The organism is Alkalispirochaeta americana, from assembly GCF_900156105.1.
Lineage (GTDB): Bacteria > Spirochaetota > Spirochaetia > DSM-27196 > Alkalispirochaetaceae > Alkalispirochaeta > Alkalispirochaeta americana.
Genome location: NZ_FTMS01000016.1, coordinates 51,832 through 76,666, shown reverse-complemented (window position 1 = coordinate 76,666; position 24,835 = coordinate 51,832). Strand labels below are relative to the sequence as shown.

General features: G+C 57.2%; 24 protein-coding genes. 4 read left to right on the top strand and 20 right to left on the bottom strand.

Translation table 11 applies throughout. The features are described 5' to 3' along the window. Positions 1-124 precede the first annotated feature (124 nt). From BW950_RS12040 to rpsT, 6 genes are all read right to left on the bottom strand, one after another. The gene (locus BW950_RS12040) at positions 125-568 is read right to left on the bottom strand and encodes a bactofilin family protein (RefSeq protein ID WP_076489548.1); all 444 of its coding nucleotides are present in this window, start codon (positions 566-568) and stop codon (positions 125-127) included. Positions 569-601: 33 nt separating this feature from the next. Next, entirely contained in the window at positions 602-823 is a 222-nt protein-coding gene (locus BW950_RS12035; protein WP_076489547.1) for a tetratricopeptide repeat protein, read from the bottom strand. Continuing rightward, positions 820-1,563 (bottom strand): response regulator transcription factor, encoded by a 744-nt coding sequence (locus BW950_RS12030; protein WP_076489546.1) that lies wholly within the window; start codon positions 1,561-1,563, stop codon positions 820-822. The genes BW950_RS12035 and BW950_RS12030 overlap by 4 nt, the downstream gene beginning before the upstream one ends. 31 nt (positions 1,564-1,594) lie before the next feature. Beyond that, the gene (lnt, locus tag BW950_RS12025; protein ID WP_076489574.1) at positions 1,595-3,382 is read right to left on the bottom strand and encodes an apolipoprotein N-acyltransferase; all 1,788 of its coding nucleotides are present in this window, start codon (positions 3,380-3,382) and stop codon (positions 1,595-1,597) included. 90 nt (positions 3,383-3,472) lie between these two features. After that, positions 3,473-3,775, bottom strand: coding sequence for an HU family DNA-binding protein (locus tag BW950_RS12020; RefSeq protein ID WP_076489545.1), 303 nt, complete (start codon positions 3,773-3,775; stop codon positions 3,473-3,475). 17 nt (positions 3,776-3,792) lie between these two features. Further along, positions 3,793-4,059, bottom strand: a complete 267-nt coding sequence (gene rpsT / locus BW950_RS12015) for a 30S ribosomal protein S20 (RefSeq protein WP_200796830.1) — start codon at positions 4,057-4,059, stop codon at positions 3,793-3,795. A gap of 115 nt (positions 4,060-4,174) precedes the next feature. On the opposite strand from rpsT, the gene BW950_RS12010 reads away from it, so the two are divergent. Genes BW950_RS12010 through BW950_RS12000 form a run of 3 tightly spaced genes read left to right on the top strand, consistent with a single transcriptional unit; the run spans position 4,175 to position 8,783 of the window. Next, positions 4,175-4,918 carry a lysophospholipid acyltransferase family protein gene (locus tag BW950_RS12010; protein ID WP_076489544.1) on the top strand — a complete coding sequence of 248 codons (744 nt, stop codon included), beginning with the start codon at positions 4,175-4,177 and terminating at the stop codon, positions 4,916-4,918. After that, a complete protein-coding gene (locus BW950_RS12005; protein ID WP_083943982.1) occupies positions 4,915-6,657 on the top strand; it encodes an ABC transporter ATP-binding protein in 1,743 nt (580 codons plus the stop codon). Before BW950_RS12010 ends, BW950_RS12005 begins: the two co-directional genes overlap by 4 nt. After that, a complete protein-coding gene (locus tag BW950_RS12000; protein WP_076489543.1) occupies positions 6,654-8,783 on the top strand; it encodes an ABC transporter ATP-binding protein in 2,130 nt (709 codons plus the stop codon). The genes BW950_RS12005 and BW950_RS12000 overlap by 4 nt, the downstream gene beginning before the upstream one ends. Here BW950_RS12000 and BW950_RS11995 read toward each other — a convergent pair. Genes BW950_RS11995 through BW950_RS11980 form a run of 4 tightly spaced genes read right to left on the bottom strand, consistent with a single transcriptional unit; the run spans position 8,701 to position 11,708 of the window. Further along, positions 8,701-9,621, bottom strand: coding sequence for a PSP1 domain-containing protein (locus tag BW950_RS11995; RefSeq protein WP_076489542.1), 921 nt, complete (start codon positions 9,619-9,621; stop codon positions 8,701-8,703). The genes BW950_RS12000 and BW950_RS11995 overlap by 83 nt on opposite strands. A gap of 53 nt (positions 9,622-9,674) precedes the next feature. Next, positions 9,675-10,196 carry a YaaR family protein gene (locus BW950_RS11990; protein ID WP_076489541.1) on the bottom strand — a complete coding sequence of 174 codons (522 nt, stop codon included), beginning with the start codon at positions 10,194-10,196 and terminating at the stop codon, positions 9,675-9,677. Between the two features lie 7 nt (positions 10,197-10,203). After that, a complete protein-coding gene (locus BW950_RS11985) occupies positions 10,204-10,656 on the bottom strand; it encodes a bactofilin family protein (protein WP_076489540.1) in 453 nt (150 codons plus the stop codon). Between the two features lie 56 nt (positions 10,657-10,712). Then, positions 10,713-11,708, bottom strand: coding sequence for a M23 family metallopeptidase (locus BW950_RS11980; protein ID WP_076489539.1), 996 nt, complete (start codon positions 11,706-11,708; stop codon positions 10,713-10,715). A gap of 218 nt (positions 11,709-11,926) precedes the next feature. On the opposite strand from BW950_RS11980, the gene BW950_RS11975 reads away from it, so the two are divergent. Continuing rightward, positions 11,927-12,712, top strand: a complete 786-nt coding sequence (locus BW950_RS11975; RefSeq protein ID WP_076489538.1) for a TatD family hydrolase — start codon at positions 11,927-11,929, stop codon at positions 12,710-12,712. A 190-nt stretch (positions 12,713-12,902) separates the two neighbouring features. On the opposite strand, the gene BW950_RS11970 is transcribed toward BW950_RS11975, so the two are convergent. From BW950_RS11970 to BW950_RS11920, 10 genes are all read right to left on the bottom strand, one after another. Continuing rightward, positions 12,903-13,646, bottom strand: a complete 744-nt coding sequence (locus BW950_RS11970) for a TrmH family RNA methyltransferase (RefSeq protein WP_076489537.1) — start codon at positions 13,644-13,646, stop codon at positions 12,903-12,905. 2 nt (positions 13,647-13,648) lie between these two features. After that, positions 13,649-14,062, bottom strand: coding sequence for a hypothetical protein (locus tag BW950_RS11965; RefSeq protein WP_076489536.1), 414 nt, complete (start codon positions 14,060-14,062; stop codon positions 13,649-13,651). A 115-nt stretch (positions 14,063-14,177) separates the two neighbouring features. Then, a complete protein-coding gene (gene dnaJ / locus BW950_RS11960; RefSeq protein WP_076489535.1) occupies positions 14,178-15,296 on the bottom strand; it encodes a molecular chaperone DnaJ in 1,119 nt (372 codons plus the stop codon). A gap of 17 nt (positions 15,297-15,313) precedes the next feature. Beyond that, positions 15,314-17,260 carry a molecular chaperone DnaK gene (gene dnaK / locus BW950_RS11955; RefSeq protein ID WP_076489534.1) on the bottom strand — a complete coding sequence of 649 codons (1,947 nt, stop codon included), beginning with the start codon at positions 17,258-17,260 and terminating at the stop codon, positions 15,314-15,316. Between the two features lie 29 nt (positions 17,261-17,289). Continuing rightward, positions 17,290-17,997 carry a nucleotide exchange factor GrpE gene (grpE, locus tag BW950_RS11950; protein WP_076489533.1) on the bottom strand — a complete coding sequence of 236 codons (708 nt, stop codon included), beginning with the start codon at positions 17,995-17,997 and terminating at the stop codon, positions 17,290-17,292. Between the two features lie 91 nt (positions 17,998-18,088). Then, a complete protein-coding gene (locus BW950_RS11945; protein ID WP_076489532.1) occupies positions 18,089-21,973 on the bottom strand; it encodes a SpiroCoCo family coiled-coil protein in 3,885 nt (1,294 codons plus the stop codon). A 61-nt stretch (positions 21,974-22,034) separates the two neighbouring features. Further along, complete coding sequence (locus BW950_RS11940) at positions 22,035-22,730, bottom strand: HAD family hydrolase (RefSeq protein ID WP_076489571.1); 696 nt, start codon at positions 22,728-22,730, stop codon at positions 22,035-22,037. Positions 22,731-22,732: 2 nt separating this feature from the next. Beyond that, positions 22,733-23,794 carry an energy transducer TonB gene (locus BW950_RS14945; RefSeq protein ID WP_143559233.1) on the bottom strand — a complete coding sequence of 354 codons (1,062 nt, stop codon included), beginning with the start codon at positions 23,792-23,794 and terminating at the stop codon, positions 22,733-22,735. Beyond that, entirely contained in the window at positions 23,781-24,203 is a 423-nt protein-coding gene (locus tag BW950_RS11925; protein ID WP_076489529.1) for an ExbD/TolR family protein, read from the bottom strand. The genes BW950_RS14945 and BW950_RS11925 overlap by 14 nt, the downstream gene beginning before the upstream one ends. Position 24,204: 1 nt before the next feature. Continuing rightward, the gene (locus BW950_RS11920; protein WP_076489528.1) at positions 24,205-24,813 is read right to left on the bottom strand and encodes a MotA/TolQ/ExbB proton channel family protein; all 609 of its coding nucleotides are present in this window, start codon (positions 24,811-24,813) and stop codon (positions 24,205-24,207) included. Positions 24,814-24,835 lie beyond the last annotated feature (22 nt).

Here is a 24,835-nt window from a genome sequence, read left to right as displayed (position 1 = left end):
AGGCAGGTTAACTTGCAGAATACAGAAAGAACTCAGAAATCTTTGTGCTATACTGATTTTTCCACTTGTTTGTAGAACCAAAACTATACTCATTCCAAAAAATGGTGTCAACCCGGCGGGGAGATCACCCTTTTTTCTGTTGCGAAATCGGCTCGATCACCGGTATCGCCTGCTTCCGGAGCTGCTCCAGAGACCCGGAAAAGACATCAAGAGAATCGCTGTTCCGAACCATTTCACAGCGCCCCTCAAAGACAACACCCTCGGCGATGCGGACCTTCCCCGCCCGGACATTCCCGTAGACCACACACCCGGGAAGCATCTCGATCTCTGCTGTAGCCTCGATGTTTCCGTGCACCGTCCCGCCAACGATAATGTTTTTTGCGCGAACGTCGGCGCGAACCGAAGCCTCGGCAGCGATATAAAGAAATCCCTGGGCCTCGATCTCACCCTCATACTCCCCGAAAAGCGTAACCGACTCCTTGAATCGAAGCGTTCCGGCAAAGCGGGTGCCCTTTCCAAGACGGCTTACCGTCTCCTGTATGGATCTGGGATCAATATGATGAGCCATGGTGCTTCCTTTGCTTACTGGTCGTGCCTGTCGTTACTTGCTGGTCATGACGAAGACTCCGTCCCAGTCTTCCGGAGGAGGATTGTCCTCGTAGAGAAGACACCTCTCCAGGTACACTCGGGAAGGCCCGTCTTCGGGATCAACCTCCAGAGCCTGGGAAAAGAAATCCTTCGCGGCAGAAAACTCCATAAGCTTATAAAGCTTTCTGCCCCGCGAGAAGAGATCCAAAACGCGCTGCTTCTCCTCAGTGATCATTTCACCTTCCTGGCGGGAACTCCCTGAACAGCCATAGCCGCGTGTTTGCGGAACTTGCTCTCCAGGTCTTCCAGAGATATCTCCTTCGACTTCAGCTCGTCCCCTTGGGTCTGCAATTCCTGAACTTCATCCTCCAGGCCCTCCACAGTAGCCAAAGCCTCGGCTGTCTGAGCCAAGACCAGCTCCACAAAGGACCGGACCGTCTCGGGATTTGTCACATCGAGTGCTTTGGCAGCATCGTTCAGACCCTGAATCGGGTTCTTGATGTGTCGCGTAAAATAGGCGAGCGAGTTATTCAGGGAATCAACCAGGGCGAGTCGTCGCTCCCGCCGGGCAACCTGGCGCGAGAGTTCCCTCTGACGAAGAACTGCCTGGATTCGCGCAAGGACTTCGGAAAAATTGTAAGGCTTTGTAATGTAGTCTTCAATACCGAGCTCAAACCCCTCAATTTTGTCCTCTACCTCGTCCATGGCAGAAAACATGATGATCGGTGTGGCCGATACCTCGGCGTAATCAGGATTCTGCTTTACCAGCCGGGTTACCTCCCAACCGGTTCGGCCAGGCAGGATATTGTCCAGCAGCACCAGATCCGGCTTCTCCCGAAGGATCTGTTCCAGGGCCTCGTCACCGTCCCCGGCAGTTACAACGGTGTAGCCCAAACGGGAAAGCATCACCTCAAAAAAATCAACGTTTATGTGCTCGTCATCAACTACCAGGATTTTCGGTGTATTCTGCGCCATGGCTCATTGTCCTACGTTCATCTGCGATTTGTCAATCTTGCTGTAGCCGGCCGCGCTCTGACCGCAGGCGCTTCCGGTGCAGCCAGAAGGAGGCCCCCATCGCCGGAGGAGTCAGAGCAAGGAAGACCCAGGCAAGCCAATCACCCCAGGCGGTGTAGAGAGTTGTCCGTTCGTAATATACAGGAACATCTCCCGCCAGAAACCCCTCCACGAAGGGAGGATAGAGATCCAGGAGCACTCCATTGGGATCAATAATGGCGGTCATACCGCCGTTGGTACTACGTACCATGCTGCGCCTGTTCTCCACAGCCCGAAAAACCGCCATTCCCATGTGCTGCATCGCCGAGGGCTCCGAGTAGGACCAGAGATCGTTGGTCAGATTGACGATCACCTGGGCCCCCTCCCGGACAATCTCCCGTGAAAGATACCCAAAGGTATCTTCAAAGCAGATGGGGGTGGCAAAGCGGACCCCATCACTCTCGAAGACCGTCCACTCCTGCCCCTGCTCCCAGAAGTTCGTATTGCTTTCTACCAGCATGCGGTGCATCCAGGGCAACCGGTCCTGGTAAGGAAAATGTTCCGTGAAGGGGACCAGATGTATTTTTCGATACGTTCCGAGGAGCTCGCCGCCGGGAGCAAAATGCAAGACGGCGTTGTAATCCTGCCGCTCCATCTCCCCCCGGGGTGTGCGAACCAGCTGCCCGTCGCTATTCCCTATCACGAAGGGAACGCTCTGGCGAGACAGGTACCGCCGCAACTCCCGCACCAGCTCGTAGCGTTGCTGATCCTGGCGATAGCGGGTATGAAAGTCGATGGAAGGGACAAAGGAGGTCTCCGACCAGACCACGATCTCCGGATCAGCTTCGGCGATTGCCCGGTCGCTCTGGCGGAGAAGAATTTCCAGGCTCTCCTCGTAGACACGAAACCCGCCTACCCAGGGATCGACATTTTGCTGGATCAAGGCGACCTTCCACTGTCGCACGCCGTCGTAGTTCACTGGCGAGAAGATGCCATAGACTAGGGAAACCACCATCAAGAGCGCGTAACAGAGCAACTCGGGACGACGGGCTCGTCCAGCCCGGACAAGACTGCGGGAGAGCGAGAAGCGAAGACGATGCCAGCCAGGAAGCCCGGCACCATCACCCGCACCCCCCTTCCGGACAGAAAAATCCCGAAAACACTGGGCAAGAAAAAACGAGGGCATCACCACCAGAAGGGAGACGATCCAGACCCCCCCCAGATCGGCGATCTGAATAAGCAGCGGTGCGGGAAAGAGGGCGTACCCCATAATGCCGTAGGCATAGCCGAGAAACCCCTGGGTTCGCAGATACTCATAGGAAAGCCACAGCAGGGTCTGGAGAAGAAAGGTCATTCTCCCTCCCCAGCGGTCGGCTACCCAGAGGGCAGGAAAGAGAAGAAAGAAATACCCGGCATAGATAACGGGAACGATAAAGATTGCCAGGGGATGAAACGTGGCAAGCCAGTAATTAAAAAGCGCGTAGGCGAGAAAGCCGTAGAATACCCCATAGAGTGGCGTGAGCCACCATTTCATTCGGTGGACGGCAACGGCCACAGGGACCAACGCTACAAAGGCAAGGGGATACGCGCCGAAGCGGACAAGAACGTTGGGAAAAGCCGCCGCAAAGAGGACCGCCCCCAGAACCAGAAGCCCGGTAATCTGACCATGATGCTTCCAGGCGACGGCATCCTTTTTTGGGGAGGCGCCTCTCGAGAGAGCGCTTTTTGAGGAAGAACCTTTCGAAGCGCCCCCCCTCAAGCCGGGGCCTGCCGGGCGGGAGGTTTTCTTTTTCTTTGGCACGATGTTTCTACCCACAAGAGAAGTGCTAAAATTTGCAAGGTGTTGGCGAACCCCGTCAAGAACCGCTGGTCGCAGCCAGCGACGGTACAATCAGCTCCTGAGAGGCCAGCTCGCCTCTTTCAACTCTTTCCCCGGACGAAAGATTACAACGCCGTGGTTTTTTACCGCCACGGGCTCCCCCGTTTTCGGGTTCCTCGCGTGCTGGCGCCCTTTCCGGGTGCGGATTTCGAACGTTCCAAAGCCACGGAACTCTATCACCTTGTCGCTCACCAGGGCAGTCTTTACCTCCCCGAAAAACGCATCAATGATTGAGTGAATATCTTTTTTGCTTACATCCACCGTCTCGCTTATCCGCTCGACGATTTCTGCCTTGGTGACCTTGGAATCCGCCACAACCGCCCCCCTGCCGCTTAGGCCTGGAGACTGTTTACTTTGCGTGCAAGGCGGGATTTTTTCCGTGCCGCCGTGTTTGCGTGGTACACACCTTTGCCGGCAGCGGTATCAACGAGCTTGGCGAAATCCCGCAAGGCCCCCTCTGCTGCTGCCTGATCATTCTGCTCAACTGCGTCCAGAACCCGCTTTACGCTTGTCCGAACCCGACTCCGTACACTCTTGTTCAATATGCGCCGCTTTTCGCTCTGACGATAGCGTTTTGCGGCGGAACCCTTTGCGATCAAATGATGTATCCTCCGGATAAAATTGGGTAATCTAGGAGACCGTAGCAAATATCGGAGGGACCTGTCAACTTCAACCTTAACATAGCAGCTCCTTTCCTTGTAGAATGATCCCCCGATGGCCACTATTCTACTTCTTGTACTTGTCTTTGCCCGCCTGCTCTGGTGGGATCTGGGTGACAAAATTCGTATTTGCCTGAGCTGGAACCTCGCCAGGCGGCACATTGACCGCCACGTCTCGGAAAGGGCACGCAAACTCTTTTCTTTGGCCCGTTTCACCTTAGGCTTGAAAATGGATCTGGATTTCGATGATTCCAGGCTACCCGATCAGATGATCCTTCTGGCTAACCACCAAAGCGTGATGGATATCGTGATCATTATGGCTGCCTTCCGCCACCACTCGGTGAAGTTCGTCGCCAAAGGCGAACTTCGGCGCTGGTGCCCCACCGTTTCGCGAGTTCTCCGGATTCAGCGTCACGCCCTGATCCCGCGCAAGGGAGACTACTCCCTGGCAATGAAAGAGATCGACCGCATGGCAGGATCACTCCGGGGCCGGGAATGCCCGGTAATTTTCCCCGAGGGAACCCGATCCCGCGATGGAAACCTTCTGCCGTTCCAGAGTGGAGCGGTCCGGCGCATTCATAACCGGGCACCCCTGCCGCTGGTAGCCCTCGCTCTTGAGGGAGGCGGCCGCTTCTCCCGGGTTCAGGATGTCCTGACCATGCCCCGAGGCCACCGCTACCGCATCACTGTGGCAAAGGTTTTTCCGCCGGCTCAGGGAAAGAGAGAGATCCTCGCCCAGGTTGAAGAATCCCGGCACGCCATCGATCAGATCCTGCGGAACTGGCGGAGCCAGGATTGATCAAGGAGTTCAGAACCCTCACCCCCCTGTTGCGACGCTATCGCAGGGCCTACGCGGCAGGAGTTCTTTCTCTCCTGATCACCAGCGGCGCCCAGTTGCTGATCCCCTTCTACGTGGGAAGTTCAATCGACCTGCTCCTCGATGGCGGGGGAGCAGGTGCAGTCGCGCGACCCATGGGGCTTCTTCTGATCACCGCCATAATAATCGCCATCACCCGGTTCGGTTGGCGCTTTTTCATTCACGGCAGCAGCCGCCGAATCGAGGCAGAACTCCGGGAAAACCTCTATCAACAGCTTTTATTGCTTTCACCGGAGTTCTACAACCGAACGAAGACGGGCGATATTATGGCACGGGCCACAAACGATATGAGAGCCATTCGCATGGCCACGGGCATAGCCCTGGTAGCCTTTATCGATGGACTTTTCATGACCGTGGCCATTTTGGCGATCCTCTTCAGCCGGAACCCCCGGCTCGCCCTGGTCACAATCATCCCCCTCCCGATCATCACGGGTCTCATCATTTTCCTGGGAGAGCGTATTGGAAAAGGATTTCGCGCCGTCCAGGAAGGATTCTCCCATCTAAGCGATCAGACCCAGGAAGTTCTCAGCGGCATTCGTGTCGTTAAAGCTTTTGGGAAGGAGCCCTTCTTCCTCTCCCGTTTTGCCGATGCGAACGATCGATACCAGCAGCAAAACATGAACCTTGTCAAAATCTGGGGGCTCTTTTTCCCTCTGGTAAGCTTTCTCTCGGGCATGACCCTCCTGATCCTGCTCTGGTTCGGAGGAGAGGCTCTTCTTGAAGGGTCTCTCACGGCGGGCGACTTCGTGGCAACCCTGGGATACCTGCAAATGCTGACCTGGCCCATGCTTGGGGCAGGCTTTACGGTAAACATGCTCCAGCGTGGAGCGGCCTCGCTCTCCCGGATCAACGAAATTCTCCACACCACGCCAGACATCGCATCTCCGCCGGGAGGACGATCGACCTGCCCCGAGGGGTCACTCTCGGTGCGAAACCTCTCCTTTTCCTTTCCCGATCAGGAATCACCCGCACTCCAGGAAATCTCCCTGGAGCTACCTGCGGGCGGAATACTCGGCATACTGGGTCGCACAGGAAGCGGAAAGTCCACACTCATAAGCCTCTTCCCGCGCCTGCTCTCCCCTCCTGAGGGAACGGTCTTTCTCGACGGGACCGACGTGACGCAGTACGACCTGAACACCCTTCGGGGTTCTTTCGGGATCGTCCCCCAACGGACGTTTCTCTTCTCGGCGACGGTGCGCGAGAATATCCGCTTTGCCCGACCCCATGCATCGGATGCAGCGATCCGCCATGTGGAAGAGCTGGCCGCCCTGGATCAGGATATCGGCGAATTCCCCCAGGGGTGGGACACCCTGGTGGGAGAACGAGGAGTAACTCTCTCAGGGGGGCAACGCCAACGGATCGCCATAGCCCGGGCCCTCCTGCCCGACCCCCCGATTCTTGTTTTGGACGATTCCCTCTCGGCGGTGGATACCCGCACGGAGGAGCGACTCCTTCAGCGGATACTCCAGGAACGTCAGGGGAAAACCACCATTATTGTCTCCAACCGCATCTCCACCCTCAAGTTTGCCCGGGAAATCCTCGTCCTCGAGGATGGGCAAGTTTCGAACCGGGGGTCTCACCAGGAACTTCTGGCCATCCCCGGCTTATACCGGGATATCGCACGGCTCCAGCAACTTGAACATATCGGGGAAGGCCCATGATTCACCACCAGGACGAGACGATAATCGCCAGCTACGACTTTGGATTAATCCGGCGGATTGCCCGCTACGCAGCACCCTTTCGGGGCCTCATAGCCGCTACCCTGGTCTGCCTCGTGGTGGCTACGGCGGGGGAGGTCCTTCTGCCGGTGATCATTCAGAGGACGATCGATCACCATATCATGGAGCACTGGAACCGCCTGGACGAATCAGCGCTGGGGCAGATCGCTTCACCCGGAGAAACCCGCACCATAAACGGAGCGATCTATCTGCGGGAAGATCGCCTTGACAGGATACCCCGGGCAATCCGCGATGATTTACGCGAACAGGGCCTTCTCTCCCGGGAATCCTTCACCCTTATTCCCAAAGACGTGGCGAAAGAACACCCGGAGATTCTGGAGGCCCTGGGCCCTTCCCTGCGAGACAGCGATCACCGATGGATATCCTTCCCCCGCAGTGCTCTGGAGCCCCTCTCGGCCCGGGAACGCCGGGCACTCCTTCAGCACCAGATCCAGGGCCTTCACCGCCAGGGCCTGCTCTTCCTGGGCGTATTGCTGGCAGTCCTCGTCGGCGCATTTGGCCAGGTCTACCTCACAGCCTTCACAGGCCAACTGGTGATGAAAAAACTTCGCCATGACCTCTTCAGCCATACCCTGGCGCAGCACCTGGGGTTCCTGGGAGATCAACCTGTGGGCCGCCTGGTCACGCGCATTACGAACGACGTCGAGACGATCAACGATCTCTTCACCTCTGTCCTGGCGGAACTGGCGCGCAACGTGAGCCTTATGTTCGCCGTGGTGGTGACCATGTTTGCCCTCAACCCCCGTCTGGCCACAATAACACTGGTCAGCATGGTTCCGGTTCTCTTCATCACCGATATCATTCGACGGAAGGCCAGGGAAGCCTACCGGGCGGTACGCCATGCCGTGAGCGACCTGAACGCCTACCTCTCGGAACACGTTTCAGGGATGGAGATTGTCCAGATCTTTGTCCAGCAAAAACGAAGCAACCAGGAGTTCACCCGGAAAAACGAGACCCTCACAAAGGCGAATCTCGCGGAGATGCAGGTCTTTGCCGTGTTCCGCCCTCTGGTGGATTTCATGTCCAGCACGTCCCTGGCAGTGGTGATCTTCTTTGGAGCAACTCTTCTCCAGGCCGAGATCGTCTCCCTGGGTGTTCTGATCGCCTTCACAAATTTGATCCGGCGATTTTACATGCCCGTCATGACCATATCGGAGCAGTTTACGCTACTTCAAAGCGCCATGGCGGGAAGCGAGCGGGTCTTTGATCTTCTTGATCAGGACCAGCGGATTCCCGATACCGGCAACAGCCCTCTTCCGGTACAGTCCGTTTCCGGGGCTGTAGAGTTCAGGGATGTCCACTTCTCCTACCGGCCGGGCGAACCCATCCTGAAAGGTGTTTCCTTCAGGGCACGCCCGGGAGAATTAATCGCTCTGGTGGGCTCCACAGGGTCGGGCAAGACGACTGTCATCAACCTTCTGACTCGTCTCTGGGATGTGACCGGGGGATCGGTCCAGCTCGAGGGACGGGATGTGCGGGATTACCGTCTGGCGGAGCTCCGACAGGCCGTGCAGCAGATACAACAGGATGTTTTTCTCTTTAATGACACGATCCGCAACAACATCACCCTTGGGAAGGATGTCGCCGACGAAAAAGTACTGGAGGCCTGCCGAGCCGTGCAAGTAGCGGCCTTTATCGAGGGGTTACCCCAGGGCCTCGATACGCCTCTCACCGAGGGGGGGAGCAACATCTCCGCCGGGCAACGCCAACTCCTGGCCTTTGCCCGTGTCCTGATACACGATCCACCCGTGCTGGTCCTGGACGAGGCGACCTCCAGCATCGATAGCGAGACCGAGAAAAAACTTCAGCAGGCCGTTGATACGATCACCCGGGGACGGACATCCCTGGTTGTAGCCCACCGCCTTTCGACGATTCAACACGCCCATCGTATCCTGGTGCTCTCCCGGGGCGAGCTTGTCGAGTCAGGAACCCACCAGGAACTTCTGGATCGGGACGGACTCTACGCTACACTCCATCGATTTCAATTTGACCATCCATCTCATCAGCAGAGAGGGCCTGCGCCGCCTCGGGACACCCCTCAGGATTAAGGACCCACTCCACGGAACGTCGACGATCTTTTTTCTTGCCCTGGGGAACACTCTGACGGTGCAAGGAACAAACAGGAACGGTGAGATGCTGCCCTTCGGTCCCGGAAAGCCGGACCTGGCCATTGAGAATGTTGATCTCCTGGACCTTGAGAACCGCCTCGTCAAGCTCCACCAGCGCCCCTTCCCGGGGATATTTTCGGCGCTCTTCTTGATAAAACTGGTGCTCGTAGGAGAGACAGCACAGAAGACGGCCACAGGGGCCGGAGACTTTCATGGAGTTCAGGGAATAATTCTGATCCTTGGCCATGCGGATCGACACCGGCGGAAGCTTGTCTGATATGCCGTTGCAACAGAGCCGACGCCCGCAGATGCCCATCCCTCCGATTATTCTCGTCTCATCGCGCACGCCAATCTGACGCAACTCAACCCGCACCTGAAAGATTCCCACCAGGTCGCGGACGAGCATCCGGAAATCGACCCGGTGGTCGGAGACAAAGAAAAAGAGCAACTTTGACTTATCCAGGGTATAATGGGCGCTCACAACATGCATATCGAGCTTATGGGATTCAACCCGTTCCGCACAGGTTCTGGCTGCGTCCCTGGCCTGCAAATCCTGCTCACGATAACTTTCAAGATCCCGCTCCTGGGCAACTCGTACCGCCTTGAAGCAATCCTTGTACTTTTTCCGCGTTCCTTCCTGGACCGTCCCCAGGACAACACCGAGATCTATTCCGTAACGCCCCTCGTAGACAATCCTGGTTTTTGGTTCTACGGGAAGATCCCCACAATCGCAGAGATCGGTTTCGCGACTGTGCATATTTCGCACGACGTAATCCATCGAATACTCCTCACATTTTCCTGCGCTACTCACGGCCGGACCCTTGACCGGTGTCACTGAAAGAGATCGACCAGCATTCCCTCGATCTCCTCAAGACGAGAGAGGATCTCGAGTTGCTGAGACTGGGTCCGCTGGAGCCCCTCCAGAAGCCGCTCCACGGAACGATTGATCTCTGTAATTAGATAATATCGTTTGCGGGAAATCAACCCCGGACCGGATTCGTGGATCTCAACACTATTGGCCTGAGCAAGAACTTTGCCGACAAAGCGGCGAACAGCCTCCCGATATTGCTGCACGGCCGAATAGGTCCGTTCGTCGAGAAGCCGTTGCCCCGCCAGATGAACCGCATCGAAGAGTTCTTCCGTGGGGGCGTCGACCCCGGGCAACCCCGCAAGCGGATGAGAACCTCCTGCCTGGTCGACTTCGGAGGCCGGAGGTTGCTCCAGCCCCCGTGCGGCCTCGGCCGCCAAGTGCCGATCAAAGGACTGTTCCCCAACCTCTCCCTTTCCGGAAGAAGCGGTTCCACGCAGACGGCGCCGGGAAGAGACCGGTTGCTTTGGCCGAATCGGTTCCATAGGCCTGTCAGAGGTTTCCCACGGGAAGACGGCGACGCCCGGAGCGACGCTTTCTTCGGTGAGAACCTGCCTCGGAGACGGTCTTTTCGCCAGCCGGCACGGTCTGACGGGGATCTTTCTGCTCGACTCCGCGAAGGTGCACAGCCCCGTCCAGGATAACCCCTGAATCCGCGATAAGGCGGGGAGCAAAAATGTTCCCGAGAACCATGGCGGTCTCCAGAAGGATCACTTTCTCACTGGCGTAGATGGTACCACGAAAGACACCGCCGATTACCACGGTAGCCGCATCGATTGTGCAATCTGCCCTGCCCCCGCGACCGACGATGACTCTTCCCGAGGTCTTTACGCCTCCGCTGAAATCGCCATCGATTCGCAGGAGTCCCGAGACATCAATCTGCCCCTTGAAAAAGGTGCCTGCGCCGACGATGGAGTTTACCAGAGTTGATTCAGTTACCGCCATGTCTCCTGCCTTTCCCCGCGAGCTCTTCCACCGTCATCATAATGTTCTCCAGCTGATCACATTCTCCGGCGATCAAGGCGGCTTCGTATCTTGAGGAACGCCGCAGGATCAACCACATCGGTACCGATTTTCACGACAAAGTCCAGGCCGGGCTCTGGTGAAAGACCGCTGTTTCCCACAGAACCGATCTCCTCTCCCTGAAGGAGGTCTTGCCCCTCCCGAACGGCTACCCTCTGAAGGTGGGAATAGCGCGTCCGAAAGCCGTATTTATGACGAAGATAGACGTAGAGTCCGTATTCCGGATCGTAGCCCATCTCTACAACTCGACCGTTGGCGCTGGCTACCACAGGACTTCCCGGAGGAGCAGCAATGACCGTGCCCTTATGAATATACCAGGCGCCGGTTATGGGATGAATGTTCGGACCGAACTCTCGCAGAACCCGGCCAACTCCGCCCCCCACGGGCCAGAGGTTGGGAATATCCGATAACAGTTCTTCCCGGGATCGAAGAACCCGCTGAATTTCCCGCAGGGGTTCCAGAGAATCGCCCAGCCGCTCCGACAAGTTCCGTAAATCCTGGATTTCCCGGGCTCTGTCGTCGGCCACCACCTGCAAATCCGAGAACTCTGCCAGATCCCCCCGGGTGACGCCCGAGGTCTGAGCGGCATCGTGTCGTTCCACTCCCAGGCTGTTCAGGGTGTCGACCATCTCCTCATCGAAGGCATGGGCCACGCGAAGCACTTTCTGGATCTCCCGTATTGTTGTTTCCAGATCAACCTGGCTTTGGGAGATCTCTTCTGCCTGGGATTCCACCATTGCCCCGGTGCCGATACGGACACTGGAAAGATAGAGAAAAGAGGCAACCAGGAACAGGCCCGCCAGCAAAAGAGTACCCAGAGAGACAAGAGATATTTGAAAGTTGAAGACGCTCCGCTCCGAGTGAGGGATAAGCATGATCGTAAAACGTTGCGTCAGGATTTTCCGGAAACGCCAACCTCCCTTTCCGGGGCCCCTCTGGATTCGGCGGTTTTTTCGGCTGGTATCGTGTGCCATGCAAATATGTTCCGTTGCGCTACGGTACCACAGGGGCCCGGTACCGTCAATCTTGCCACCTGTCCGCCGGCACGGCCGCCCCGAGCCTCTCGGGGTTATGGATTTCTGCCAGGATCCGCCGGAAGAGGTTTTTTTCCGGCAGCTTGACCTTGCCCGCTGCCGGTGCTATGGTTGCCGTGTCCATCAGGACAAATATCTTTTTTTTTTAGGTACCCAGTATGAGATTATTTGATACTCATGCTCACATCGGGTTGATCGATGAAGACCCGATAGAGCAATTGATCGTAGTACAGGAAGCTCGCCACGAAGAGATTGAGGGAATTCTCAGTATCTGTAATAACGTGCGTGATTTTTTCGGCATCTACGAAAATCTGAAAACAGCCTCAAATGTTTACTTTGCCGTGGGGGTCTCTCCCTCGGAAGTGACGAATCCAGGCCGTGACTGGGAATCGCAGATCGAGAAAGGGCTGGAGCTTCCCCGCGTTGTTGCGGTGGGAGAAACTGGCCTGGACTATTACCGCAGGTTCGGCAACAAGGATTCCCAGATCGAGCTCTTTGTGCAGCAACTGGAGCTGGCCGATCGTCTGGACAAACCTGTGGTGGTCCACAACCGGGATGCGGGGAACGATGTCCTGGAGATCCTCCAGCAGAAAATTCCCTCTCGCGGAGCGGTCCTTCACTGTTTCTCGGAAAACTGGAGCTACGCCCAGAAAGCGCTGGAGTTGCCAATATACATCTCGTTTGCCGGGAACGTGACATATCGGAACGCCCGGAACCTCCATGAGACCGCAAAAAACATGCCTCTGGAACGGATGCTCATTGAGAGTGAGAGCCCCTTTATGGTGCCCGCCTCCCACCGGGGAGAGCGAAACCGCCCCTCTTACCTCCCGGAAACAGCACGCTTTCTGGCAGACCTTCGAGGAATATCGGAAGAAGAGCTCTCGGAAGCCCTGTACCAGAACAGCTGCCGCTTTTTCGGAATCGATCCTGCCCAGGGCCGCTGAGGCCTGAAGGCGATCCCTTCTCCGGGAACCCTGTTGCGGGCCGGGGAAGGGGTTCCTTGATCCCTCACAGTTTCTGATCTGTCACATCTGAGGGTATATCTCCCTTCTCATCAGCTATTCAGCTATGGCTTCTCGTAGTGATCCTGTAGCAGGGGAGGGATCCCCCCGAGGCGGGTGTCCAGCGAAGAATCTATTCAGGCTGGACCGTTCGGAAATACTCGTAGGTAAGAATCCCGGCAGCCACGGAGACGTTGAAGGAATCCACTGTTGTTCCTCCAGGGGCGCGGTCAGGGATGCTGACCGTCAGATCAGAAAGAGCCGCTGCGCCCGGGGAGACGCCCTTCCCTTCAGCTCCGAGAAGGAGAACGGCCGCAGAATCGAAGGGAACCTCCGGCAGGGGCGTTCCCCCCGCATCGGCGGCATAGACCCACCATCCGGCACGCTTGCACTCTCTCAAGGCGGAGGCAAGATTGGGAACGACCGCCACGGGAACTTCGTCCGAGGCTCCTGCGGAACTACGCCGCACCCCATCGCTGTCCAGGACGCTTCGGCGCGCTGGAACAATCACCAGCGGAACACCCATGAGATAGGCCGTGCGCAAAATTGCTCCCACATTATGGGGATCTGTCACATGGTCCAGCGCCAGGATAGGCCCGGTGCTTCCCGGCGGGGTGCGCCGAAGCCAATCCTTGAGCGAAACCACGCTGCTCCGGGAAGGGCTCTCGCCGAGTTCCAGGGCCGCTCCCCTTGCGGAGGAACCTGCCCGCTTGCGCAACCACTCCCCCGAGACAGTTTTTACCCCCACCCCCCGAGATCGCGCCAGTCGCTGAAGATCGCCATTCCGGCCACGCAGATCGGTAAGATAGAGAACTGCCCCGGGCGCTTCGCGCTGGAGAGTCGCCTCAATAGCATGACGGCTGGTAATCCAGGACATATTCAGTTCTCTCCGTATCGGCGGACCAGATCCACCTGGCCGTCATGATTGGTATCCCGATCGAAACCTTTTACGTGAACACCATCGTCCATAAAGACCCACAAATCGATGTTGCCATCAAAGTTGGTATCAATCTCCTGCCGCTTTAGCAACCCCTGGGAGTAAAAATAAAAATTATCCATGATTCCATCGTGATTGTGATCCACTGCCTCGTACTTTTTCTCACCCGAGTCATCAAGTCGCAAGGCATAGTCGGTGACACCGTCGTTGTTCCGGTCTCCCAATATCCATCCTGAGCCATAGTCCTCTGGAAGCCAGAGAGGAAACTCACCATCACCAGCAGAGAGAAAGCCCGAAGCAATGACAAGGAAAAAAATTGCCAGGACCGCCACCAAAAGACTTTTTCTATACTTCACTGTGCCCCCTGGTGCGCATTATCGGACGTTTCCTCGGGGCGGTTGAGCGCCCCCGCCGCCAGACGGGGGGCACACCCTCGCTCGGGCGGGCTTGCAAAGACCTCGCCCCGAAACGCTAGAGCTCTTTCAGGGGAATCGGTTCGGGCTGGAGCTCTTCTCCTTCAAGGCGGGAAAACTCGCGGAGGAGTTCCTTTGCCTTGCTGGACATCCGTGCAGGCACAACAACGCGCAACTTGATATACATATCCCCTCGCCGGTTGGCACTGTTGGGAACGGGGATACCCTCGTTGCGCAGACGAAGGATCTTTCCATCCTGGGTTCCTGCAGGAACCTTAACTTTTACGCGTTTTCCGTCCAGAGTCGAGACCTTGAGTTCGGCCCCCAGAGCTGCCTGGGTGATGCTGACAGGAACAGCACAATAGAGATCATAGTTATCTCGCTCGAAGTGTTTATGAGGCTGGATATGGATCACCACGTGAAGATCGCCAGCCTCCCCACCGCCCCGGGGCGCATCGCCCTGACTGGGGATGGTAATCCTCTGACCGTGAGACACGCCAGCCGGTATGGTCACCTTGATCCGCTGCCGCTTTTTCTTGACGCCCGATCCGGCGCAACTGCTGCAGGGTTCTTCAATGACCGTTCCTGCTCCCTGGCAGGACGGGCACACCGAAGCGACAGAGAAAAAGCCGCTGCTTCGCCGGACTTGCCCCGCACCTCCACAGGTGGGGCAGGTCTTGCGCCCGCTTCCCGCCGAAGCCCCCGAGCCATTACAGACATCGCAAGATGCCTCGCGTTCGTAGAGAATCTCTGCCTTTGTTCCGAAAGCCGCATCGGTAAAGGGAATCTGGAGGTCGTAACGAAGGTCAGCCCCACGGGACCGCCCCCGGCCGGAAGAACGCCCACGGCCTCCTCCTCCGAAAAAGGAACCGAAGATGTCCGAAAAATCACCAAAGACATCCTCGAAATCCCGGGAGGAAGAGAACCCTTGAGGCCCTCCTCCGCCAAGGCCATCCACACCGGCAAAACCGAACTGGTCGTAGGCCTGTCGCTTTTCAGGGTTTGCCAAGACCTCGTAGGCCTCGGCAGCTTCCTTGAAGCGCTCCTCGGCCCCGGCATCCCCGGGGTTTCTGTCGGGATGGTTCTGAACGGCAATCTTGCGATAGGCTTTCTTCAAATCTTCTACCGAGGCGTCCCGGCTTATGCCGAGCACCTCGTAGTAGTCACGTTTTGCCACAGACCGCTCCGCTTGAATCAGCTTTTGGGATCGTCATCGTCGACAACTTCGTAGTCAACGTCCTCGACGTTATCGGAGGATGTACTGGAAGATCCACCGGAAGCACCATCACCCGCAGCTTCGGCCCCTTCACCGGCAGCTCCGGCATCGGCCTGGCCTGCTTTATAGGCCTCTTCTGCAAGCTTGTAGGCGGCCTGCTTCAGCTCCTCGATCTTTGCCTTGGTAGCCTCTACATCGTCACCGTCCACCACATCTTTCAGGGCCTGAATCGCCTGCTGGATTGTATCCTTGTCCTCCTGGGATACCTTGTCCCCGAAATCGCCAAGGGATTTTTCGGTGGAATAGATCAGGCTGTCGGCTTCGTTTTTGGCGTCGATCTTCTCTTTCAGCTTTCGGTCCTGCTCGGCATTCTCTTCAGCGTCCTTCACCATCCGATCAATTTCATCTTCCGAGAGACCACTGGAAGACTCGATACGGATCTTCTGCTCCTTGTTGGTAGCAGTATCCTTGGCCGAGACATGGAGAATGCCGTTAGCGTCGATATCGAAGGCAACTTCAACCTGGGGAACTCCCCGGGGTGCCGGAGGGATACCCACCAGATCAAAACGCCCCAAGGTCCGGTTCTGACTTGCCATTTCCCGCTCACCCTGGAGGACATGAATCGACACGGCCGTCTGGTTATCTGCAGCGGTGGAGAAGATCTGACTCTTCTTTGTGGGAATGGTGGTATTTCGCTCGATCAGTTTTGTAAAGACACCACCCAGCGTCTCGATACCCAGCGAGAGAGGCGTCACATCCAGAAGGATCATGTCCTTCACATCTCCGCCCAGAATTCCTCCCTGGATTGCTGCACCCATGGCAACGACCTCGTCGGGGTTTACACCTTTATGGGGATCCCGCTTGAAGATTTCTTTCACGATCTGCTGGACCGCAGGTATCCGCGTTGAGCCGCCAACCAGGATCACCTCGTCGATGTCCTCCGGCGAGAGGCCGGCATCCTTCAGGGCCTGCACGCAGGGACCTTTTGTTCGCTGCACCAGGTCAGCAGCCATCTTTTCGAAGGCGGCTCTGTTCAGCGTGTACTGGAGGTGCTTCGGTCCGCTCGCGTCGGCGGTGATGAAGGGGAGGTTTATGTCAGTGCTCTGGGTGCTGGAGAGCTCACGCTTTGCCTTCTCGGCTGCCTCCTTGAGCCTCTGGAGGGCCATGCGGTCCTTGCTCAGGTCGATCCCCTGCTCGCTCTTGAACTGATCCACGAGCCAGTCGATGATCTTTTGATCGAAGTCATCCCCACCCAGGTGGGTATCTCCGTTGGTGCTCTTGACCTCGAAGACTCCATCTCCGAGTTCAAGAATGGAAATATCGAAGGTTCCCCCGCCAAGATCGTAGACAGCAATTTTTTCTTCTTTGGCCTTGTCGCCAAAGCCGTAGGCCAGGGCAGCCGCAGTGGGCTCGTTTACGATCCGTTTCACATCAAGGCCAGCGATCTTTCCGGCATCTTTTGTTGCCTGACGCTGGGAATCGTTAAAATATGCCGGGACGGTGATAACCGCCTCGGTCACGGTCTCGCCCAGGTAGTCCTCGGCGGTCTCTTTCATCTTCTGGAGGATCGCTGCCGAGATCTCCGGCGGAGAGAGATGTTTTCCGTTCACATCGATCCGGACGCCGTCGTTAGCGTCTTTCTGGACATGGTAGGAGACCATGCCGATCTCTCCCGACACCTCGCTGTAGCGACGCCCCATGAAGCGCTTGATCGAGAAGATGGTGTTTTCCGGGTTGGTAACCATCTGGTTTTTGGCAGGCTGCCCCACGAGGCGTTCCAGGGAATCACCTTTTTTTGTGAAAGCCACCATGGATGGCGTTGTTCGCTGGCCCTCAGCGTTCTGCAGGACCTCAGCCTCCCCGCCCTCAATCACTGCTACACAGGAGTTGGTCGTACCCAAGTCAATTCCAATAATCTTGCCCATACACGTATTCTCCTCAAGAGTTCTAAAAATCAGCCTTTACCCGGCGTCGAAACTTTCACCCTGGCTGCCCGCAACACCCGATCATGAAGCATATACCCTTTTTGGTACTCCTCCAGGACCATCGATGTCTCGTCCTCATCGCGAGGCTCTGCGGTTACCGCCTCATGCTTCTGCGGATCAAACTCCTGACCCTCCGAGTCAAGCCGCTTCAAACCCCACTTCCGCTCAAGCATGTTGACAAGTTGCTTCTCTATGAGCACAACTCCATCGTGAAAGGCATCGTAATCACGGGATTCCTCCGCCGAGGCAATCGCTCTTTCAAAATCATCAATGACCGCTGTCAAGTCAAGCAACAACTGCTGGTTTGCAAAACTGACGGCGTCTTCCTTGTCACGAATCATCCGTTTCCGGTAATTCTCCGTGTCAGCCTGCTTTCGCAGATACTGATTCTTTAGTTCAGAGTTTTCTTTCTGAAGCTCTTCCAGTTGCTTTTTCAGTTCCGCTGTTTCCTTTGCGTTCTGATCCGCTTTCGGATCTGCTTCCTGAGCTGCTTCCTGAGGGGCATCGCCCTTCCCGTCGGCACTGTGGAGGTCTTCCCCGACAGGTCGTTCTGCGGAAGAGGCATCCCCGGAAGAAGGTTGCGTCTCCTGCTGCGACGGATTTCCTGTAGTCTCTCCGGCCTCCTGAAGAGGTTCCTCCTGAAGGTCTTGAGCGCGCAGGCTCTCCTGATCTGACATATTTCTTCCTCTGGTGTGTTCTATTGATTAGGGGAGAAGATACAATTTGAAAAGGGTACCGTCAAGTTTTCTCCACCTCTCCCGCGGCGATCTAGCGCCGCCCCGAGAGTTCCAGAATCAGCTCCACCTCACCTTTACTCATTTTGGTGGCCCGGGCGATTTCATCGACCTTCCACCCCTGGTGGGCCAGCTTCTGCACCGTTTCGCGGGCGCTCAGCGAAGGAGCCCCTCCACCGGGCGAGGTCGACTTCTTGCCCTCTTCTCTCATGAGGCTGCCCAGGAGCTTCACCTGCTCACCTGCATCGCGACGGATTTCCTCGAGCCGGGTCTCGGTGCGGGCAAGCCACTCCCGGGCAGTTTTCAGCTCGTCCATTCGCCGCTCGACATCGGCCAGCGTTTCGTTGAGGGAGGCCAGATTCTCCACGGCTTTTTCCGTTTCTTTGTGGTGAGAGGCGACCTGTTTTAGCTGCCCCGAGAGCTTGGCGATAAAGCCAGGGAACTGTTCTACCCGTTCCGTGAGGGTCGAGAGCTGGCCCCGGAGATCATCCAGGGATGCCCGGCTCTCTTCGAGACCATCGGTAGTCTCGTCGATCAGCGAACGCCGCCGCTCCAGGCGGTCAAACCTGGTTTCTACTTCCTGCTGCAGCTCGTCCAGGCTCCTGACACGGGCCGTGATCTCCTGAAGCTGATCGTCGCTGTTGCTGACCTGCTCAATCTTTGTCTCCACCGACTGGGCAAGGCTAATGAGCCGACGGTAGTCCTCCTCAAGGAGGTCGATCCGTCGCTTGTCGGCGGCAAAGCGCGCCATTTTCTCGTTCACCTCGCCGGACATTTTGCGGATCTTTCCGAACTGCCCCTCAATGTCCCGAACCTCTCCGCGCATTCCTTCCACACGGAGGATCTCGTTTTTCAGCTCCTCGATGTCATCCTGAAGCTGTGTTTTCAGTGAATCAGCCCGTTCAAAAATACCCGTTTGTTCGATAAAGCCGCGTTGCCGCTTGTCGATTTCCTGGAGGGTCGTCTCCAGGGTGCGCGCTTCTTCTTCAAGTTTGCCCAGAAGTTTCTCCCGCATCGCCGAAAACTGATCCCGGGTGTCTGCGATGAGGCCTCGGAACTCGGAGGACTGGTCCTCAAGACGTGCCGATATCTGCTTTTCGTGCTCCTCCGTCCGGGCACGCAACTCCTGGTAACGTCGGGAGAACTCTGCCAGAGCGGTCTCTCCCTGTTCTTCAAGCTGGGTTTTGAGACGAGTCACGTCTTCAGCGGTTTTGTCCAGCTCCTCCCGGAGTGCCCGGCGCTGATCCAGGGACTGATCAACCAGGTGTTCCCGCTCGGCAGCAAACTCCCGTTTCAGCTCCTGGATGTTATCCGAGAGGCGAACCCGTGCATCGGCCAGCTGGTTGCTCACCTCAGCGTCGCTGGAACGCAACTCGTTGAGAACTTTGGTTTGCCAGACCGCCACATCGCTTCTGGCAGCCTCCACCATCGCTTCCAGTTCGTCCTTGCCCGCCCCTACGGCATGACGAATTTGACCGACCTTTCCTTCCACCTCATTTTCAAAGTTTTTCAGTTCGCCCCTGATGCGGTCATCGAACTGCGAGAACTCCTGGCGAAAGGTCTGGTTCGATCGATCTTTCAGGGAGACAAGCTCCTCGGAAAGAGTTTCTTCAAAACCTGTCATGGATTGCTCCAGGGCGTCCATACGGGAACCGATTCCTCCGCGAAATGAATCCACCTGGGTATCGATCTTGGTGAGCTGACCGTTGGTACTCTCTTGAACCTCGTGAAGCCGGGCGCGCAGATCATCGGAATACTGCTCTTCCACAGCAGCACGGGACGCCTCGAACTCCGTTTGAAGTGTACCGAGTCTCTCATGGACCTCATCCCGCCAGCTTTCGATGCGGGACTCCATGGTGGCAGAACGATCCCGCAGATCGGCGAAGAATTCGTCTTCGAAGACTTTGAGTTTCTCACTCACGTTATCGTAGGCACGCTGTTTCAGCTCGTTCAATCCGCCCTCAAGCTCGCTCATGGAACCTCGAAGGTCATCCATCCCCTGAATGGCATCCTGCCGATCCTGCTCGCGAAGGGCCCGGAGCTCCTCGCCAAAGGCGAGGAAATCGCTGCGAACACGCTCGCTCACCCTGTCCATGGTGGATCGGAGGTTTTGCTCCAGCTCGTCCACGTCGTTATTAACCGCTTCGATCTTGGAGAACCGGTAGCCCAGGGATTGCTCGTAATCGGTTAGCCGGGAATCAACACTGGAGAGAACCCGCTGTTCCATTTCCTGCGCCGTTGTGTCGATGCGGCGGTCTGCACCGGTTCGGTACTCCTCGATCTTCCGGTCGATTCCGGCGCGGCCCTGATCAAGCAGCTCCTGAAGGCGGGAGAACTCTTCCCGGGCTGCTGCATCGAGTTCCTGGATCTGGCCCTGCCGTTCCTGAAAGGTCTCGGCCAACCGGGTCAGGCTCTCCTCATGGTGCTGACGGATTTCCTGGTATTGGCCTTCCTGGCTGGCCTCCAGAAGCTGGATCCGCTCATCCAGGGACTCTCTCGCCTGGGTGATGTGAGTGTCTATCTCGGTGGATACCCTGGTCAGGCGGTCCGAGATTCCGCCCATCTGTTCCTGTGCTGCCGAATCAAGCTGGCTGATCCGCTCGTCCAGATGCTTTCCGTGTGTTTCGAGACGCCCTTCCGTTTCGGCAATGTGACGATCCAGAGATTCCTTCTGGCTCTGCTCCTGTTGGAGAGCCCGTTCCAGCAACCTCTCTACCTGTTGATCCATCTCCTGAATTGTCTGACGGGTCTTCTCGCTCCACTCGTCGGCGCTCGCCCGGAGCTGGACAAACTGCTCCTGCATTGCCGAAGTTTCGGCTTCGCTATGATTCCGGACGGCTTCTACCTTCTGGTCAATCCGGTCCTGGAGAACAGCGATTTTCTCATCGGCCTCTTCCTCGAGCCGCCCCCTGGCGTCAGCGGTATACTGACGGACCGTGAGAAGGGCTTCTTCGGCGCGTTCCCGCCCGGTAACCTCGATATGCTCCCGCAGCGCTGCCAGAGCCTCTGTTTCCAGGGCAGAGCCCTTCTCGGCCAGTTCCTGCAGGCGGGCTTGAGTACCTTCCAGAAGCTCTTTCAGAGCGTTCCGAATCCCCTGATGCTGCTCCTCCCCCTCACTGCGGTGCCGTTCAAACTGTTCCTGCGACGACACAAGGATTTCGTCCATTTCCTGTCGGGCCGAGGAAAAGGCCCTCCGGGAGGCTTCGGTGGATTCAGAGATGTTTTGCTCCAGTTCGCCAAGAAGGCGATCGTGAAGCTCCTGGATCTCGACGCAGGCCTGGCGAGAGCGGCCCTCGGTTTCGGCCTGTATGCGGGCTGCATCCTCGGAAAAGTCCTGAACTCGCCCGGCAGCTGTCTCGACCCGGCTTTCCAGACCGTTAACCCGCTCTTCTGTCTCTGCAAGGATACGGCTCTCCACCTGATCAAGGCGCTGGGTGTTTTGCTTCTCGAAACCCGTAACGATCCCCGGCAGGGACCGCTCAAGCTCTTCTATTCGAGCCTGGGTTACTTTAATCCGTTTCCCCACCTTGTCGATGTACTCGCTCTCGTTCTGAACCCGCTTCAGGTTTTCCTCGGCCTGTTCGGTCATGGTGATCAGTTCTGTCAGAGCGGTTTCGTAGGCGCCCAGGCGGGTCCCAATCTGCTCGAGTCCTCCCGAGCGCGTGTTCAGGTCTGCCTCGATCGCCTGGATGCGTTTCAGGACCTCTTTGGCGGCCTTCTGGTGGACGTCAACCTCGATCCCGATATCTTTGAGCATGGTGACTTTTTCTGCCACGATCTCGTCCATCTCGCCCTGGACGCGCTCGACAAACCGCTTGACCTTTTCCAGAGACCGATTGTTGTGGTCCAGGCGGCGGTACACCGCCAAAGCCACTGCTACCACGAGCAAAATAATAATATCGCTTATGGAAAAACCCATACGCCCCCTCTTTTCGCGCTACCCGTTATCACCCTGTCTCCTGCAGCTTCTGCTCCCGGCATCATGATCGTGCAGAGACTCCTACCCGGTGTTCCAGCCATTCCCGAAGCGCAGAAAAACGGAAGAAGGAAAAATCAGCCTTCCCGGCAACAACGGGTTTTCTGGTGAGGTGGGCGGTTTGCATTCCTGCTGACGCAGCCCCCAGCACATCGTAATCATAACTGTTTCCTACGTAGAGGATCTCCTCGGCAGGAACCCCCAGATCATGGGCCAGTTTATCAAATGGCGCCCGATGGGGTTTGAGTGTCTCTGTCTCCTCCGAAGAGAAGGCTACATCCCATAGCCCCTCAAGACCCAGAATGCGCAACTTTGATTCCGTAGGAAAATCCGACATGGCCCCCAGAGGCACCCCCTGGTCCTGGAGCCACACCAGGAGTTCCCGTGCGCCGGGATAGAGAGAAACTTTTTTGAGAGTTTGTTCCCACCGATCGTAGATTATTGTCCCGATCGCCCCGGCGGTTTTTTCTTCGGTCCAACCGAGCCGTTCCGCCGTGAGTGCCACCGTTCGCTGTGCCAACGCTCCCCGGGGTGGTGGCCCCTGGTGGTGCTCCCGACGAACCTCTTTTCTTGCCTCGCCAAAGGCCCGAAACAGGCGAAGGTGGCGAAGCGCCAGAAGGGCTGTGGCTCGGTACATCGCCGAGTTTGGATAGAGGGTGCCATCAATATCAAATGCGACTGCTGAAACTCTATTTGTCACGATCACTGTCTTGCCTTTGTCTCCACGATGATTGTAACCGATCCCTCCACAGGGGGCGACCCTTCTGAAGGCTCAAACCGCCATTCCTGCACCGCCCGGCGGATGCGCTGATTTAAGGCATCCGAGGGTGTGGGCGGCGCCAAACGGGCCGAGATTACCTCTCCCCGGGCGTTCACGGAGAAAATAACCCGTACCGGGTACTCTGGCGGGAATCCCGCCGGAAGTGCAAGCCCTTGCAGGTCAGGACTGCCTCCACCAACCCGGAGACGCCGCCCTCCGGAACCGGTATCCCGGGAACGATCCTGGGCGGGGATCGATATCCCCGAGGAATCAGCCCGGTCCCGGGGTTGATCTGAAACAGCGTCAGGGGTCTCGAGATCAGCCGAGGTGACCACCTGCTCCCCCGTCTGTCGCAGCTCGGCCAGCATGCGCGACAATTCTTCGGAGAAGGAGCGTCGCAGGGCAGATCTTTCCTGCTCGGGGAGGCTTTCCGTTGCCGAGAGGCGTTCCTGCTGCTCCTGGTCATGAGCCGCCAGGGTTTCCTGGAACTCCTGTTGCCACTGGTACAACTCCGCGATCTCCTGCTCCACCCGGGGTGCGTCCTCCCGGGCTGGAGCCTCCCGGAGGGCGTTCGGATCGAAGGATCGCTCTCTCGGGGGAGGAGGAGGTGGTGGCGGTGGTGGCACCGGATCAGGCTGCGCCGGTTCCGGTGCAGACGGAGGTGCCGGCGGATCATCGGCAGGCACCGGTGGCGATGGTGATGGCGGAGGTGCCGGTGGAGAATCCTTTTTTTCGGGAGCCTCTTCTTCCTGGAGGGGAGATTCCGGCGAGAGGTCTTCGGGAGGAGGCGGGGGAGGCTCTTCTTCCGGGTCGGGAGAAGGCTCCTGGGGCGGAACCTCCGGAAGAGGATCGAAGGTGACATACAAAGGGGGCTCCAGAACCTCCATGTCTCTTGCGTCGAGAGAAGGAAAGAGAAAAAAGAGCACCCCGTGGAGCACCAGCGCCAGCGCCAGCGCCAGGGCAAAGCGGGCACGATCCGAGGAAGGGAGCCTAATCGGTCCCATGACGCTCCCGGATTTGCTCCGCCACCAGGTTGGCCCCACGAAAGCCGTTCAAACGCAATACGTCAAGAACAGAGATCATCGTGCCGTAGGGAAGAGATGCGTCAGCTTCGATCGAGATCGCCCGGTCCTGGAACTCGTCCTTTTTTTCTCCCAGCAGGACTTCCAGCTCGGCCAGAGTCATACGATCCTCTCCCAGATAAATCTCTTCCCGGGAGACCACCGAGAGAACCACTGAACTGGACACGGTTTCCTGGGAGCTCCTCGCACCGGGAAGATCCAGATCCAACCCTGTGCGGGTGATCAGGGTGCTGGAGAGCATGAAAAAGATGACCAGCTGAAAAACCACATCGATCATGGGGACCAGATCGACCTGAACCTTGGGCTGGAGGCGTCGCTGAAAATGGACCATATCACTCCTTCCTGAGGTAGAGCACCAGCTCGTTCACCCGGTTTTCCAGACGAATGATGGAGTGGTTCACGCGGCTTACCAGGTAATTGTAAAAGGCGATAGCCGGAATCGCGACAATGATTCCCGCCGCCGTAGTAAGAAGCGCCTCGGAGATTCCTCCGGCGAGTATGGCCGGGTCGCCCGTGCCGATTCCTGTCTGCCCCAGCACTCCAAAGGCCTGGATATTTCCCGTCACCGTTCCCAGAAGTCCCAGAAGGGGTGTGATGTGAGCGATCGTTCCCAGAGTCGAGAGAAACCGTTCCATTTGAGGGATTTCCATGTTCGCGGCATCACTGATCGCCATCTTGATCACTTCCCGTGAATACTCCCGGTGATCGATTCCGACCTTCATGAGATTCGTGATGGGACAGGGCATGGTCTCGCAAATTGCCAGGGCCTCGTCAAAGTTTCCCTTGGCCAGCGTTGCCTCAAGGCGTTTCATTATCGTGTTCTCGTCACCCTGGTTCTTCCGGAAATAGAGGAGCCGCTCGATGATAATAGCCACTCCAACCACGGAAAGAAGGATGATCAGGACGATAATCACGCCTCCTCGCTGTACTAACTCAATCATACTGTTCAAGCCTCCTCGCTGA

What these genes read in the sequence shown, in the direction of transcription:
- BW950_RS12040 (WP_076489548.1), bottom strand. Translation starts at nt 568, where the DNA reads ATGGCTCATCATATTGATCCCAGATCCATACAGGAGACGGTAAGCCGT.
- BW950_RS12035 (WP_076489547.1), bottom strand. Translation starts at nt 823, where the DNA reads ATGATCACTGAGGAGAAGCAGCGCGTTTTGGATCTCTTCTCGCGGGGC.
- BW950_RS12030 (WP_076489546.1), bottom strand. Translation starts at nt 1,563, where the DNA reads ATGGCGCAGAATACACCGAAAATCCTGGTAGTTGATGACGAGCACATA.
- BW950_RS12010 (WP_076489544.1), top strand. Translation starts at nt 4,175, where the DNA reads ATGGCCACTATTCTACTTCTTGTACTTGTCTTTGCCCGCCTGCTCTGG.
- BW950_RS12000 (WP_076489543.1), top strand. Translation starts at nt 6,654, where the DNA reads ATGATTCACCACCAGGACGAGACGATAATCGCCAGCTACGACTTTGGA.
- BW950_RS11995 (WP_076489542.1), bottom strand. Translation starts at nt 9,621, where the DNA reads ATGGATTACGTCGTGCGAAATATGCACAGTCGCGAAACCGATCTCTGC.
- BW950_RS11990 (WP_076489541.1), bottom strand. Translation starts at nt 10,196, where the DNA reads ATGGAACCGATTCGGCCAAAGCAACCGGTCTCTTCCCGGCGCCGTCTG.
- BW950_RS11985 (WP_076489540.1), bottom strand. Translation starts at nt 10,656, where the DNA reads ATGGCGGTAACTGAATCAACTCTGGTAAACTCCATCGTCGGCGCAGGC.
- BW950_RS11980 (WP_076489539.1), bottom strand. Translation starts at nt 11,708, where the DNA reads ATGGCACACGATACCAGCCGAAAAAACCGCCGAATCCAGAGGGGCCCC.
- BW950_RS11975 (WP_076489538.1), top strand. Translation starts at nt 11,927, where the DNA reads ATGAGATTATTTGATACTCATGCTCACATCGGGTTGATCGATGAAGAC.
- BW950_RS11970 (WP_076489537.1), bottom strand. Translation starts at nt 13,646, where the DNA reads ATGTCCTGGATTACCAGCCGTCATGCTATTGAGGCGACTCTCCAGCGC.
- dnaK (WP_076489534.1), bottom strand. Translation starts at nt 17,260, where the DNA reads ATGGGCAAGATTATTGGAATTGACTTGGGTACGACCAACTCCTGTGTA.
- grpE (WP_076489533.1), bottom strand. Translation starts at nt 17,997, where the DNA reads ATGTCAGATCAGGAGAGCCTGCGCGCTCAAGACCTTCAGGAGGAACCT.
- BW950_RS11945 (WP_076489532.1), bottom strand. Translation starts at nt 21,973, where the DNA reads ATGGGTTTTTCCATAAGCGATATTATTATTTTGCTCGTGGTAGCAGTG.
- BW950_RS14945 (WP_143559233.1), bottom strand. Translation starts at nt 23,794, where the DNA reads ATGGGACCGATTAGGCTCCCTTCCTCGGATCGTGCCCGCTTTGCCCTG.
- BW950_RS11925 (WP_076489529.1), bottom strand. Translation starts at nt 24,203, where the DNA reads ATGGTCCATTTTCAGCGACGCCTCCAGCCCAAGGTTCAGGTCGATCTG.
- BW950_RS11920 (WP_076489528.1), bottom strand. Translation starts at nt 24,813, where the DNA reads ATGATTGAGTTAGTACAGCGAGGAGGCGTGATTATCGTCCTGATCATC.